This is a genomic window from Paenibacillus sp. (genome assembly GCF_031177825.1).
Taxonomy (GTDB): domain Bacteria; phylum Bacillota; class Bacilli; order Paenibacillales; family YIM-B00363; genus Paenibacillus_AE.
The window spans coordinates 104,873-119,125 of the sequence record NZ_JAPSKE010000014.1 but is presented as its reverse complement, the minus strand read 5'-3'; the positions used below and the strand labels follow the sequence as shown (position 1 = coordinate 119,125).

The following is a 14,253-nucleotide window of genomic DNA, read 5'->3' as shown; positions in this document are numbered from 1 at the left end:
GAGGGATCCTCTTGATCGCTGAACGCACTGGATACATCGTCTGGCTCCACGACGCCAAACCGGCCAGAAACCTGGATAAGTACGGCTCGCTCCACTATGTTTCTCGCAAAATGAACTATGCGGTCATCTACGTGAACAGCGATCGCGCGGAGGAGACGATGAAAAGTATACAACGTCTGCCCTACGTAAAGAAAGTCGAACGGTCGTACCGGAGCGAGATTCGAACGGAATATAACAGTAATATGCCGGATAAGACGAGGTTTTACTCTTACTAGACATATTTTTGAAATTTTTGCAATGCCCTCTTTTCGTCGGAGGGCACTTTTTTATGCGTTTCAAAATGTCTGGAAATTCCCGTAAGGTACTGTAATATAAAGATATAAACGTCGTTAACATTTGCTCGGCGGCCCATGGAATGGAGGGAATGACGGATGAAAGACAAAAAGATGGATCGTTACAGCACCTATGAATCGTTCTACGTACAGCTGGCGGATAAAAAAGTCGCGGATATCATCGTCACCAACCATGCCAAGGCGCGTTGGCTGGATCGTGTCGAGTCCGAAAAAACAGGCACCGACGACATCTGCGCGTTTCTTTGGGAACACCTGAAGAACGGCACGGTTAAATCGTATTACCGCAACGAGCAAGACGTCTACACGGTCGAGGACGACCTCGTGTTCGTGGCGGAATTTTCGCAATCCGACAAGCACCGGGACCTCGTCGGCAACCCGCTCCATAAGATGATCGTGGTCACGTTCCTCGGGCGCATGTCGGAGACGATGGAGCTCCGCGATTTGCGCACGTATTACTCCTGGCTGCGACATTCGCGCCGGATGACTTTGATCAAGAACAGCCGGAAGCGGCGATAATCGAATCGAATCGGATGCGGAAGAGCGCGGCGTAGGAACGCCGCGCTCTTTTCGTGTATAATGGGAAATGATTGAATTTCAGGCACGGGGGTCCATCGCACAATGGCGCTTAACTTCCACCAATTGCATATTTTCTACACGGTGGCCGACCGTGGAAGTTTTTCCGCCGCGGCGCATGCGCTGCATATGACGCAGCCTGCGGTAACGATGCAAATTCAAGCGCTCGAGGAATATTTCGGCACGAAGCTCTTCGTTCGTTCGACGAAAAAAATCGAACTGACCGAAGCGGGCAAAGCGCTCATGGTTTATGCGAAGCGGAGCATAGACTTAGTTAAGGAAACCGATCAAGCGATGTCGCGCTTCACGCACATGCTCCAAGGACGTCTGCAGCTCGGCGCGAGTCTCACGGTCGGGGAATACATCTTGCCGCGTCTGCTCGGACCGTTCAATCAAGCGTATCCGAACATCGCGATTCAGCTGAAGGTCATGAACTCGACGCAAATTCTGGAAGAAATGTTGAAGCATCAGCTGACGTTCGGCTTGATCGAAGCGCAGGTCGTGCATCCGGACGTCCATACGGAGCCGGTGCTAAGCGACGAACTGAAGCTGATCGTTCCGAACGGCCATCCGCTGACGGAGACGGACGACGTGACGATGGAAGATGTATTGCGTTATCCTTTCATATTACGGGAACGAGGCTCCGGAACGAGGCAGGTGATGGAGGAAGAACTGTCGCGCAAAGGGATTAACGAGCAGGACATGAAGATCGTCATGGAGCTCGGCAGCACGGGAGCCGTCAAGTCGGCGGTCGAGGCCGGGCTCGGCATTACGTTCTTATCCCAGACGTCGGTGAAACACGAGCTGACGCTCGGCGTGCTTCGGCTCGTGCCGATCCGCGGCATTCGCTTCGAACGCCAGTTTTACGCGACCTATTCGAAGTCGAATTTGCTGCCGATCTCGGCGGTGACGTTCTTATCATTTTTACGGGAAAAGGATTTGAGCCAATGGCTGTAACGCGAAGCTTGGCAGGCTACGATCTTCATTCGCACACGACCGCTTCCGACGGCATGCTGACTCCGGCGGAGAACGTCGCGCTCGCCGCCGCGCAAGGGCTAACGGGCGTCGCGGTGACGGACCACGACACGGTCGCGGGCGCGGCCGAAGCGGCGGCGGCCGGGCGGGAGCGGGGCGTCGACGTCGTCGTCGGCGTGGAAATCAGCGCGCAGGGGGACGGCGGAGACGTTCATGTGTTGGGGCTGTGGGTCGATCCGTCCGACGCGGCGTTCGCCGCGAGGCTGGCTTCGAACCGCGACGTGCGGCGCGGCCGCAACGAAGCGATGATGGAGGCGCTGCGGCGCCACGGCTTCGACGTGACGCTCGCGGAAGCCGAGAAGCTCGCCGCGTCGCGGCGAGCTTGCGGCGACGCGACCGTCGCCCGGCCGCATATCGCGGAGCTGCTCGTTCGCAAGGGCTACGTCGCCGACGTGAAGGAAGCGTTCGACGTCTGGATCGGCGAAGGCGGGAAAGCGTACGTCACGGCGGAGCGGGTCGCGCCGGAGACGGCGGCGGCGTGGATTCGGGACGCCGGGGGCGTCGTCGTCTTGGCGCATCCGGGACTGTACCGCGACGCCGAAGCGTTGATCGACCGGCTGGTCCGGATCGGCGCGCTGGACGGGATCGAAGCGGCGCATGCCGATCACGACGAAGCGCAGGAGAACTTCTTTCGGGAATTGGCTCGGAGGTACGGCCTGCCCTGCACGGGGGGCTCGGATTTTCACGGAGTACGGGACGGCGTTCCGTTCCATGCGATGCTCGGCGACCGGAGAACTCCGTTGGACGTCGTCGAACGGCTGCAGCAGATCAAGGAGAAGAGAGGGAATCGCAATGATTCGTAAGGCAATTATTCCGGCGGCGGGGCTCGGCACCCGATTTCTACCCGCAACGAAGGCTCAGCCGAAGGAGATGCTTCCGATCGTGGATAAGCCCGCGATTCAATACATCGTCGAGGAAGCGATCGAGGCCGGCATTACGGACATTATTATCGTGACCGGACGCAACAAGCGGGCGATCGAGGACCACTTCGACAAGTCGGTCGAGCTGGAGCTTATGTTAGAGGAGCAAGGCAAGAAAGAGATGCTCCGTCAAGTGCGCGACATCTCGCAGATGGTCGATATTCATTACATAAGACAGAAGCAGCCGCTCGGACTCGGGCACGCGGTGCTGTGCGCCCGGACGTTCATCGGCGACGAGCCGTTCGCGGTGCTGCTCGGCGACGACATCATCGAGTCGGATCCGCTTGCGCTGAGGCAGATGCTGCATCTGTACGAGGAGCATCAGGCTTCGGTGCTGGCGGTGCAGGAGGTGCCGTGGGAAGAGGTCGAGAAGTACGGCATCGTGTCGCCGGACGGGGGCGTGGCCGGCTCGCCGCACACGTCGCATATCGCGGATTTGGTCGAGAAGCCGGATCGGGACCAAGCGCCGTCGAATCTCGCGGTCATCGGACGTTACGTCATCGAGCCGGGCATCTTCGACATTCTGGAGAAGCAGCCTCCGGGGCGGGGCGGGGAAATTCAGCTGACGGACGCGCTCCGCGAGTTGAACCGCCGGAAGCGCATGATGGCGTACACCGTGCAGGGCAAGCGGTACGACGTCGGCGACAAATTCGGTTATATCGAGGCGACGATCGAATTCGCGCTGCGGCGCCCCGATTTGGGACCCGAGGTCAAGTCGTATTTGATCGATCTCGTTCGCGGCTGGGAGGCGTAACGATATGGGAGAGCCGATCGCTGTCGGCGTTCTCGGCGCCGGGTACGTCGGGCTCGTCTCGGCCGCCTGCTTCGCCGAGGTCGGGCATCGCGTCGTCTGCGTGGACCGGGACGAGCGCAAGATCGCCGCGCTTCGCCGCGGCGAGATGCCCATCTACGAAGCCGGACTCGAGGACCTCGTCCGCCGCAACGCCGCCGCGGGGCGGCTGACGTTCGAGACGGAGACGGCGGCCGCCGCGGACGCGTGCAAGCTGTTGTTCGTCGCGGTCGGCACGCCGTCGCTCGATAACGGCGACGTCGACATGTCGCAGATCAAGTCGGCGATGGAAGCCATCGCCGAGTCGTCGACGGACGACAAGATCGTCGTCATCAAGAGCACGGTGCCCGTCGGCACCGGCTCGATGGCCGAGACGCTGCTTCGCTCGAAAGCGCGAAGCGGCGTCTCGTTCGACGTCGTCTCGAATCCGGAATTTTTGCGCGAAGGGTCCGCCGTTCACGATACGTTCCATATGGACCGGATCGTGATCGGGGCGGCGTCTTCGGCGGCGGGAGAACGGGTCCGCGAGGCGCTCGCGCCGTTCGACGCTCCGGTGCTGATGACGAATCGCGAGAGCGCCGAGCTGATCAAGTACGCATCGAATTCGTTCCTCGCGACGAAAATTTCGTTCATTAACGAGATGGCGAATTTGTCCGAGAAGGTCGGCGCCGATATCGGCATGGTCGCGCAGGGCATGGGGATGGACAAGCGGATCGGCCCCTCCTTCCTGAATGCAGGCATCGGGTACGGCGGGTTCTGCCTGCCGAAGGACACCCGGGCGCAGCTCTTCATCGCGGAGAACGTGGACTACGACTTCAAGATCATGCGCGCGGTCGTCGAAGTGAACCAGCTGCAGCGACAGCGGTTCGTGCGCAAGGTGCGGGCCGCGTTCGACGGGGAGCTCGCCGGGAAGACGTTAGCCGTCATGGGGCTCAGCTTCAAGCCGAACACGGACGATCTTCGGGACGCGCCGTCGCTCGATATCATCGCCATGTTGCGGCAATACGGGGCGTCGATTCGAGCGTACGATCCCGTCTGCGGCCCGAAGGCGGCGAAGCTGCTGCCCGGCGTGCCGATTACGGACGATCCGTACGAGGCGCTGCGGGACGCAGACGCCATGTTGATCGTTACCGAGTGGGCGCAGGTGAAGTCGCTCGATCTCGATCGCGCGAAGGCGGCGCTCCGCCGACCGCTCGTCTTCGACGGGCGAAACGTCTTCGATCCCGCAGCGATGCGCGCGCAGGGCTTCCGGTACTTCGGCATCGGAAAGCCGTAGTCCGAAGGATATGGCCTACGGGCAAAATGGACAGGTTGTATCACGTTTGACAATTTTTTATTATGTCCGAAGGCAATTCCGGTTTACGGAGGCTGAAGCCGGCACTAAGCGCGGTTGGACGAACACATCTCGGCGGGGAACCGGCGAACCAAGGTGTTCGTCGGCGGGCGCGCGATCAAGGAGGACGCCGTCCTGTCGGGTACGCGCAACGTGTATTTATTGGCGGGCGACGCCAAGGAATCCGCGGCCAAGATCCGCTCGATGATCTCGATGTAAGCGAAAAGAAAGGCTGTCTCGCGTGAGTCGAATTTCGGTTCGACGCGGCGAGACAGCCTTATTTTTTGTTTGGCGGGCGCGGCGGGCTACTTCAGCGAAGGGAGCTCGCGGAGCTTCCGCTCGTCCGGCGTGACGAACAGCGTCTTCTGCTTATCGTAAATGACGAAGCCGGGCTTCGCGCCGGAAGGCTTTTTCACGTGGCGCACGAGCGTATAGTCGACCGGTACGAGGGACGACTGCTTGCCCTTGCTGTAATACGCCGCGAGATTCGCCGCCTCCGCCAAAGTGGCGTCGCCGAACGCATCGGACCGAATGACGACGTGGGACCCGGGCATATCCTTCGCGTGGAGCCAAGTGTCGTTCGGATGCGCCAGCCGGTTCGTAATGTAATCGTTCTGCATATTGTTCCGTCCGACGTATAAGGGAATGCCTTCGGACGAGCGGTACGCGTGGATCGCCGGCTTATCGTTCTTGCGCCCGCGCTTTCCGTCCTTGCCGACGCCGCCGCGGCGGCGCAAGTAGCCCCCTTCGACGAGCTCGGAGCGGATTTCTTCGATGTCCGCGATCGACGCGCCTTCGAGCTGCTGCAGCAAGATGTCCATGTACCGGATTTCTTCGCGCGCCTGCGCCATCTGTTCCTCGACGACGCCGAGCGAGTTTTTCATCTTCTGGTACTTGCGGAAATACCGCTGCGCATTCTCCGAAGGCGTGAGCAGCGGATCGAGCGGGATGGCGACGCTTCGCTGCTCCTCGTCGTAGTAATTCGCCGCTTCGACGGAGGCGTCGCCCTTCTCGAAGGTGTGCATATACGCGTTCAGCAGCTCGCCGTAGATGCGGTATTTGTCGGCGTCTCGCGCCTCGTCGATCGTCTCTTGCAGCTTTTCGAGCTTTTTCTCGTTTTTGTTCCGCTCGTTGACGAGCAGGCGCATCAGGTCGTGCGTTCGCTGCTTGACGAGGTCTCGCTCCGCCTTATCGCCGTAAAACCGCTCGAGGCAAGCGCTGACGTCGTCGAACGTCTCGCGGCGTCCGCCTTCGGGGACGGGCAGCGGCACGACCGAAAACGACGACTTGCCGCGCGCCGCATCCTCCGCGATATTCGGTTCGTACTCGTGCCGACCGATGCGAGCCATCGCCTCCGCGAACGCCGCCGCCGCATCCGCGCCGCCGGCGACGATCGCCCGCGCGGCGGTCGGGCTGATGCCCGAATACGTCTCCACGAGCCGCTTCGCCGCGGCTTCCGGATCTCCGGCCGCATCCCCGAGCGCCGCCGCGACGTCCGAACCGCCGTCCGCGAGCGGATCGCGCTTCTCCTGCTCCGGCGGCGGAACGTACGCGCTTCCGGGGGCGACGATCCGGTGCGCGCTGATGGCCGGCGTCACGCGATGAGCGGCTTCAAGCACCGTATTCGTCTCCGGATCCATCAGGATGATGTTGCTGTGGCGGCCCATGAGCTCGAACACGATTCGTTTGACGCTTAAGTCTCCGAGCTCGTCGCGCTGCCGGACGCGGAGGTGTACGATCCGCTCCATGCCGAGCTGTTCGATCGCTTCGACGACGCCGTTCTCGCAATACTTGCGAAGCAGCATGCAGAACATCGGCGCCTCGAGCGGATTTTGGTACGAACGATCGGTCAAGTGGAAGCGGGGGTAGGTCGGATTGGCCGACAGCAGCAGCTTCCGAGTAACGCCTTGGCCGCGAATCGTAAAGACGAGGTCATGCTCGTTCGGTTGATGAATTTTATGAATTCTGCCGCCGACGAACGGCTGCAATTCATGCACGACCGCCCGTACGACGAGTCCGTCGAAAGCCATTGGGTACATTCTCTCCTCTACTTGCGCTAAGAACATCGCATGAGTCTTCCATAGAAATTATATGTTTTTCCGGGCCGCGAAGGCAATCTCGGTTCGTTCCGAGGCGGCGCCGCGCCGAACTCGCGGACAAGTGGGATATTCTCGTCCCTCCCCGAATACATTGTACCTAGTACAAGTCTTTCATTGCGAGGGAGGGAAAACGGGGGTATGAGTCAACAATCGTGGTATCAACTGGAGACGGAAGCGCTGCTGGAAGCCCACGGCCTCGACCCGGAACGAGGGTTATCCGCGAGCGAAGCGAAACGGCGGCTGGAGGAGGCCGGCCCCAACGAGTTGAGCGAAGGGGCGAAGCTGTCGCCGCTGACGCTGTTTCTGAACCAGTTCAAGGATTTCATGGTGCTCGTCCTGATGGGGGCGACGCTCATTTCCGGTTTGCTGGGCGAATATTTGGACGCGGTCACGATACTGGCCATTATCGTCATTAACGGCGTGCTCGGCTTCATCCAAGAATTCCGCGCCGAGCGATCCTTGCGAGCGCTGAAGGAGCTGTCCGCCCCGACGGCGAAGACGCTGCGCGACGGGGAATGGGTCGTCGTGCCCGCGAAGGAGCTCGTGCCCGGCGACATCGTCGCGCTCGAGAGCGGGGACCGCGTGCCGGCGGACGTCCGCTTCCTCGAAGCGAACAGCGTGTACGCGGAAGAGTCCGCGCTGACCGGCGAATCGGTGCCGGTCTCGAAGTCGGCCGCGGCGATTCCGGAAGACGACGTGCCGCTCGGCGACCAGCGCAACATGGGCTTCCTCGGCACGATGATTACGATGGGCACCGCCCGCGGCGTCGTCGTCCGCACGGGCATGCGCACCGAGATGGGCAAGATCGCGGACCTGATCAACAACACCGAAGAAGCGGAGACGCCGCTTCAGCGTCGTCTCGAGCAGTTCGGGAAAATCCTGATCGGCGTCGCGCTCGTCCTGACCGTGCTCGTCGTCGTCGCCGGCATCATGCACGGCCAACCGATGTACGGCATGTTCCTCGCCGGCGTGTCGCTCGCGGTGGCGGCGATTCCGGAGGGGCTGCCGGCGATCGTGACCGTCGCGCTCGCGCTCGGCGTCCAGCGCATGATCAAGCGCAAGGCGATCGTCCGCAAGCTCCCGTCGGTCGAGACGCTCGGCTGCGCGTCGGTCATCTGCTCCGACAAGACGGGCACGCTGACGCAAAACAAGATGACCGTCACGCGCCTGTGGGTCGGCGGCCGGCTGCTCGACGTGTCGGGCGAAGGCTACGAGCCGGCGGGGGACATCGTCGAGCGCGGCGCGAAGACGGGCGTGAAGGACGATCAAGCGCTGCGCCGCCTGCTCCAAGTCGGGGTGCTGTGCAACGATGCGGATCTCGTGCAGGAGGAGGCGGAGCCGCAAGGGAAGAAGAAGCGTTCCAAGGAGCCGGCGAAGCCGATCTGGTCGATCAAGGGCGACCCGACGGAAGGGGCGCTCACCGTGCTGGGCGCGAAGGCCGGCATGACTCGCGCCAGCCTCGAGGGCCTGTACCGACGCATCTCGGAGTTCCCGTTCGATTCGGAGCGCAAGCGCATGTCCGTCGTCGTGGAGCATCAAGGCGGCCGGCTCGTCTGCGCGAAGGGCGCGCCGGACGTGTTGATCGAGCGCTGCAGCTACATTTTGTGGGACGGCAAGCTCGTGCCCTTCACCTCGACGCTGAAGCAGAAGGTGATGGAGGCGAACGAATCGTTCGCCGGCGACGCGCTGCGCGTGCTCGGCCTCGCGTACCGCGACCTGAAGCCGAACGAAACGGCGGACAGCGCGGAGATGGCGGAGCGGGGGCTCGTGTTCGCGGGCCTTACCGGCATGATCGATCCGCCGCGCAAGGAAGTGCGCGAAGCGATCGCGAAGTGCCGCAAGGCGGGCATCAAGACGGTGATGATTACGGGCGACCACCTGACGACCGCCGAAGCGATCGCGGGGCAGCTCGGAATGCTTCCGAAGGGCGGCCGCACGGTGACCGGCATGCAGCTCGCGGCGATGAGCGACCAGCAGCTGCTGAAGGTCGTCGACGATATTTACGTGTACGCCCGCGTATCGCCGGAGCATAAGCTGCGCATCGTCAAGGCGCTTCAGGAGCGCGGCCATGTCGTGGCGATGACGGGCGACGGCGTCAACGACGCGCCGGCGATCAAGGCGGCCGACATCGGCATCGCGATGGGCATCTCGGGCACCGACGTGTCGAAGGAGGCGTCCGCGCTCATCTTGTCCGACGACAACTTCGCGACGATCGTCGCGGCGATCGAGGAAGGGCGGGGCATCTACGAAAATATCCGCAAGTTTATCCGCTACCTGCTCGCGTCGAACGTCGGCGAAATTCTCGTCATGTTCATCGCGATGATGCTCGGCATGCCGCTCCCGCTGCTTCCGATCATGATTCTGTGGGTCAACCTCGTCACGGACGGACTGCCGGCGATGGCGCTCGGCGTCGACCAGCCGGAGCGGGATTTGATGGAGCACAAGCCGCGCGGCAGGTCGGAGAACATTTTCGCAAGAAGGCTCGGTTGGAAAATCATCTCGCGCGGTTTCCTGATCGGCGTCTGCACGCTCGTTCCGTTCTGGCTCGTGCTGCAGCAAGGCGACGACGCGGCGACGCTCACGCACGCGCAGACGGTCGCGTTCGCTACGCTCGTCATGGCGCAGCTCATTCATGTGTTCGACTGCCGGAGTTCTCGGTCCATCTTCCACAGAAATCTGTTCGAAAATAAAGCGCTCGTGCTGGCGGTCGTCTCTTCCATCGTCCTGATGCTCGGCGTGCTCTATATCGAGCCGCTGCAGCCGATCTTCAAGACGATGGCGCTCGGTCTGACGGATTGGATTCTCGTGCTCGTCTTCGCGGCGATCCCGACGCTGTTCTTCGGCATCGGCAGCCTCATCTCCGCGCCGAAGAAGAAGCGCACGATTCGATACGACGGAAGCGCTCGATCCGCCGCTTGATAAAAACGGTGCGCGGAGCCCCTTTTTGCGGTATGATATTGGCTAACCAATTTCATGCCTCGAAGAGGGGCTTTTTCTTATGGGCTGCAGCGGGGGAGAGAGATGTCATGCATCGTAACGAACGACGCGGGGACGGCGGCAAGCCGGATCTTCGCGATATTCTCATAAAGCAAGCGATCGTCGGCGACGGCGCCATGGGCACGTACTTGTATCAGCTCGGCGTGCCGATCGGCGTCTGCGCGGAGGAACTGAACCACACGCGGCCCGAGGTGATCCGGGACGTGCACCGGCAATATTACGAAGCGGGCGCTCGGCTCATCGAGACGAACACGTTCGCGGCGAATCGGCACAAGCTGGCGCGCCACGGCCTCGAAGGCGACGTCGAGCTGTTGAACCGCGTCGGCGTCGCGCTGGCGAGAGGCTCGGTCGGCGCCGACGCGTACGTCGCGGGCTCGGTCGGCTCCGCGAGGCCCGCCCACCGCGTACCCGTGACGGACGAGGAAGCGGAAGCGGCGTACGCGGAGCAGATGTCCGCGCTGCTGACGGAAGGGGTCGACGCGCTGCTGCTCGAGACGTTCTCCGACGCGGACGACGCGGCGATGGCCGTGCGCGTCGCGAGACGGCTGACGGACAGGCCCGTCATCTGCCAGCTCGCGATCGAGTCCGGCGGCGTCGCGGCCGACGGACGATCGCTCGACGACGCGTTCGCCAGATTGCGCGACGTCGGGGCGGACGTCGTAGGCCTTAACTGCCATAGTGGTCCGTACGGCATCATTCGAGCGCTCGAGCGGCTAACGCGGCGCGGGGACTTCCCGTTGTCGATCTTCCCGAACGCGGGGCTGCCGGCGTATGTCGACGGCACGTTCTCGTATCCGGCGGGGCCGGAGTATTTCGGGGAGAGCGCGCTGACGCTCGCACGGCTCGGCGCGCGCATCGTAGGCGGCTGCTGCGGCACGACGCCGGCGCATATCGCCGCGGTGGCGAAGTCGCTCGCATCGTTCTCGCCTTCGGACGAGACGTCGGTCGAAGCCGCGCCGCCCGCGCGGGAGACGGTGTCGGTGCGAGAGTCTGCGGAACCGCCGGAGCCGCCGCGCCGCGAACCGTCGATCCTGGACATGGTGAAAGAACGCCATACGGTCATCGTCGAGCTCGATCCGCCGCGGGACCTGAACATCGACAAGTTCATGAAGGGCGCGGAAGCGCTCCATGGCGCGGGAGCGGACGCGATCACGATGGCGGACAACTCGCTCGCGATGACCCGAATGAGCAACAGCGCGCTCGCGTTCTTGATCAAGGAACGTCTCGGCGCGCGCCCGCTCGTCCATATCGCCTGCCGCGACCGCAACCTGATCGGCACGCAGTCGCACTTAATGGGGCTTCACGCGACCGGCATCGATCACGTGCTCGCCATTACGGGCGACCCGGCGCGATTCGGCGATCTTCCGGGCGCCAGCTCGGTATACGACGTGACGAGTTTTCAGATCATTAAGATGATTAAACAGATGAACGAGGGACTCGCGTTTTCCGGCAAGCCGATGAAGGAGAAAGCGAATTTCCTCGTCGGCACGGCGCTCAATCCGAACGTGAAACATCTGCATAAGGCGGTCGAGCGGCTCGAGAAGAAAATCGAGGCCGGCGCCGATTACGCGATGACGCAGCCGGTATACGATCCGGAGCTGATCGTGAAGCTGCATGAAGCGACGAAGCATCTCGACTTCCCGATCTTCCTTGGCATTATGCCGTTCACGAGCGGGCGCAACGCCGAATATTTGCATAACGAGGTGCCCGGCATCACGTTGTCCGACGACGTTCGCCGCCGGATGGCGGGACTCGAGGGCGAGGCGGGGCGTCAGGCGTCGCTCGGCATCTCGAAGGAGCTGCTCGACGTCGCGATGGAGCGGTTCAAGGGCATCTATCTCATTACGCCGTTCATGGCGTACGAGATGACGGTCGAGCTGACGAAGTACGTGCGGGAGCGGGCGGGGAGCCGTTTTCCACTTGTACCCACTAGGGAAATGAAGTAATATAGAGAAACGGAGCGTGCGAAGCTGTGTTGCGAAGCATGACCGGCTATGGACACGATTCCAGAAGCGCAGGAAACCTTACGTTCACGGTCGATATGAGATCCGTGAACCATCGATATTCGGAAGTGGCGTGCCGATTGCCGCGGGAGTGGTCCCATATGGAGGATCGCCTGCGGCGTCTCGTTCTCGCCCGCGTCAAGCGCGGCCGCGTGGACGTCAGCGTGACGGTGGAGCGGGCCGCGGACGCGCCGCGGCAAGCGGCCGTCGATTGGGCGCTCGCCTCCGCTTACGTCGACGCCGCCCGGCAGCTGGCCGAGCGGTTCGGCCTCCCGGACGGCCGTCCGTCCGCGCGCGAGCTGCTCGCGGCGCCTGGCGTCTGGAGGGTGGCGGAGGACGCGCCGCCGGACGACGCGGGCGACCGGCTGCTCGAATGCGCCGAGAGCGCGCTCGCGCAGCTCGTCGCCATGCGCGAGACGGAGGGACGCTACCTGGCCGAAGACGCCGCAGGCAAGCTGGCCGCCGTCGGAGCGGCGGTCGAACGGATGCGCGCCTTGGCGCCGGCCGTCGCGGACGAGTACCGCGAGCGGCTGCGCGAACGGATCGCGTCGGCGCTCGGCGGCGCGGCGCCCGTCGACGAGCAGCGGCTGGCCGCGGAGATCGCGTATTTCGCGGAGCGCAGCGCGATCGACGAGGAGCTGACTCGGCTTAGCAGCCACGCTGCGCAATTCGCCGAGCTGCTGACCTCGGGCGAGCCCGTCGGAAGGAAGCTGGATTTTTTGTTGCAAGAGATGAATCGCGAGGCGAACACGATCGGGTCCAAGGCGAACCATGCCGCGTTATCGGCGCTCGCCGTCGACGTGAAGTCCGAGCTCGAGAAGCTCCGGGAGCAATCGCAAAATTTCGAGTAATCCGTTTTATCATACATATAGATATCGTCCCGTCTTCGGCAAGCCGTATGGCGGGGAGCGGCGAGGGTTACAATGCCTATTAAGAGGCGCTAGGGGGAAACCACAGTATGGCAATCAAACTCATCAACATCGGATTCGGCAACATCGTCTCCGCCAATCGCATCATCTCCATCGTCAGTCCCGAATCGGCACCGATCAAGCGCATCATTCAAGAGGCGCGAGACCGGCATATGCTGATCGACGCGACGTACGGCCGCCGGACGCGCGCCGTCATCATCACGGACAGCGATCACGTCATCTTGTCCGCGGTGCAGCCGGAGACGGTCGCGCATCGGTTGTCCAACAAAGACGAAGACAACGACGAGTGAACGCGATGACCCATACCGTAACGACCACCCTAACCAAAGTCGAGGAACGCTTCATGACCAAGGGCTTGCTTCTCGTCCTATCCGGCCCGTCCGGCGTAGGCAAGGGAACGCTGTGCAACCGGCTTCGCGCATTGTCGCCGGAGCTCGTCTATTCCGTCTCCGCCACGACCCGGAAGCCCCGGGAAGGCGAGATCGACGGAGTCAATTACTTTTTCAAAACCCACGAGCAGTTCCGGGCGATGATCGAAGCCGGGGAATTGTTGGAGTGGGCCGAATACGTCGGCAACTATTACGGCACGCCGAAGTCGTTCGTGCAGCAGACGATCGATCAGGGGAAGGATATCATCCTTGAGATCGACGTGCAGGGCGCGATGCAGGTGAAGGAACGGTTCCCGGAAGCCATCTTCATCTTCGTGCTGCCGCCTTCGCTGGAAGAGCTGCAGAAGCGCATCGTCGGCCGCGGCACGGAGAGCGAAAGCTCGATCCGCTCCCGCATGGCGGCGGCGGCCGAAGAGCTCAAGCTGATGGAGCATTACGATTACGCCGTCGTGAACGACGTGCTCGAGACCGCGTGCAATCGCGTCCAGAGCATTATCGCGGCGGAGCACTGCAAGCGGGAGCGCCTGTTCCCCGCAATCCAAAAATGGCTGAATGGAGTGTAACCCAACACATGTTATATCCGTCTATAGACAAGCTGGTCGACAAAGCCGGCAGCAAGTACTTGCTCGTCGTCGCCGCGTCGAAGCGCGCGAGAGCGCTGCGCGAAGGCGCGAAGTCCGACCTTCGCAACCCGAAGTCGCATAAGCAGGTGGGCGTCGCCCTCGAAGAGATTCATAACGAGTACATCACATACGAGAAGACTTCTAAAGAAACGGCTCTCGACGATTCAAAACAACAACCCTAGCGGTTGTTATTTTTTTCTTCACGGAGG

14 protein-coding genes are annotated in these 14,253 nt (G+C 62.2%); 13 read left to right on the top strand and 1 reads right to left on the bottom strand.

The window, feature by feature from the left end; all coding sequences use genetic code 11:
* Positions 1-11: 11 nt before the first annotated feature.
* The 7 genes from RIN49_RS17110 to RIN49_RS17080 all read left to right on the top strand — a co-directional run bounded on the left by RIN49_RS17110 (position 12) and on the right by RIN49_RS17080 (position 5,223).
* Entirely contained in the window at positions 12-275 is a 264-nt protein-coding gene (locus RIN49_RS17110; protein WP_138196755.1) for a YlbG family protein, read from the top strand.
* A gap of 156 nt (positions 276-431) precedes the next feature.
* Positions 432-869, top strand: coding sequence for a hypothetical protein (locus tag RIN49_RS17105; protein WP_138196754.1), 438 nt, complete (start codon positions 432-434; stop codon positions 867-869).
* Between the two features lie 102 nt (positions 870-971).
* On the top strand, positions 972-1,883 hold the full coding sequence (locus RIN49_RS17100) for a selenium metabolism-associated LysR family transcriptional regulator (protein ID WP_309121366.1): 912 nt from the start codon (positions 972-974) through the stop codon (positions 1,881-1,883).
* Complete coding sequence (locus RIN49_RS17095; protein ID WP_309121365.1) at positions 1,874-2,764, top strand: PHP domain-containing protein; 891 nt, start codon at positions 1,874-1,876, stop codon at positions 2,762-2,764. The genes RIN49_RS17100 and RIN49_RS17095 overlap by 10 nt, the downstream gene beginning before the upstream one ends.
* Positions 2,754-3,635 (top strand): UTP--glucose-1-phosphate uridylyltransferase GalU, encoded by an 882-nt coding sequence (galU, locus tag RIN49_RS17090; protein WP_309121364.1) that lies wholly within the window; start codon positions 2,754-2,756, stop codon positions 3,633-3,635. Before RIN49_RS17095 ends, galU begins: the two co-directional genes overlap by 11 nt.
* Positions 3,636-3,639: 4 nt before the next feature.
* On the top strand, positions 3,640-4,947 hold the full coding sequence (locus RIN49_RS17085) for a UDP-glucose dehydrogenase family protein (protein ID WP_309121363.1): 1,308 nt from the start codon (positions 3,640-3,642) through the stop codon (positions 4,945-4,947).
* 114 nt (positions 4,948-5,061) lie between these two features.
* Positions 5,062-5,223 carry a hypothetical protein gene (locus tag RIN49_RS17080; RefSeq protein WP_309121362.1) on the top strand — a complete coding sequence of 54 codons (162 nt, stop codon included), beginning with the start codon at positions 5,062-5,064 and terminating at the stop codon, positions 5,221-5,223.
* Between the two features lie 86 nt (positions 5,224-5,309).
* Here the strand turns inward: RIN49_RS17080 and RIN49_RS17075 are convergent, their stop codons facing one another.
* Positions 5,310-7,034, bottom strand: coding sequence for an Rqc2 family fibronectin-binding protein (locus tag RIN49_RS17075; RefSeq protein ID WP_309121361.1), 1,725 nt, complete (start codon positions 7,032-7,034; stop codon positions 5,310-5,312).
* Positions 7,035-7,241: 207 nt separating this feature from the next.
* On the opposite strand from RIN49_RS17075, the gene RIN49_RS17070 reads away from it, so the two are divergent.
* The 6 genes from RIN49_RS17070 to rpoZ all read left to right on the top strand — a co-directional run bounded on the left by RIN49_RS17070 (position 7,242) and on the right by rpoZ (position 14,226).
* Positions 7,242-10,022: a calcium-translocating P-type ATPase, SERCA-type gene (locus RIN49_RS17070; protein WP_309121360.1), complete on the top strand. Its 2,781-nt coding sequence runs from the start codon at positions 7,242-7,244 to the stop codon at positions 10,020-10,022.
* 107 nt (positions 10,023-10,129) lie between these two features.
* The gene (locus RIN49_RS17065) at positions 10,130-12,046 is read left to right on the top strand and encodes a bifunctional homocysteine S-methyltransferase/methylenetetrahydrofolate reductase (RefSeq protein WP_309121359.1); all 1,917 of its coding nucleotides are present in this window, start codon (positions 10,130-10,132) and stop codon (positions 12,044-12,046) included.
* A 26-nt stretch (positions 12,047-12,072) separates the two neighbouring features.
* Positions 12,073-12,954: a YicC/YloC family endoribonuclease gene (locus RIN49_RS17060; RefSeq protein ID WP_309121358.1), complete on the top strand. Its 882-nt coding sequence runs from the start codon at positions 12,073-12,075 to the stop codon at positions 12,952-12,954.
* A 107-nt stretch (positions 12,955-13,061) separates the two neighbouring features.
* Positions 13,062-13,322: an extracellular matrix/biofilm regulator RemA gene (remA, locus tag RIN49_RS17055; protein WP_138196745.1), complete on the top strand. Its 261-nt coding sequence runs from the start codon at positions 13,062-13,064 to the stop codon at positions 13,320-13,322.
* A gap of 5 nt (positions 13,323-13,327) precedes the next feature.
* Complete coding sequence (gene gmk, locus RIN49_RS17050) at positions 13,328-13,984, top strand: guanylate kinase (protein ID WP_238392627.1); 657 nt, start codon at positions 13,328-13,330, stop codon at positions 13,982-13,984.
* An 8-nt stretch (positions 13,985-13,992) separates the two neighbouring features.
* Positions 13,993-14,226, top strand: a complete 234-nt coding sequence (rpoZ, locus tag RIN49_RS17045; protein ID WP_309121357.1) for a DNA-directed RNA polymerase subunit omega — start codon at positions 13,993-13,995, stop codon at positions 14,224-14,226.
* Positions 14,227-14,253 lie beyond the last annotated feature (27 nt).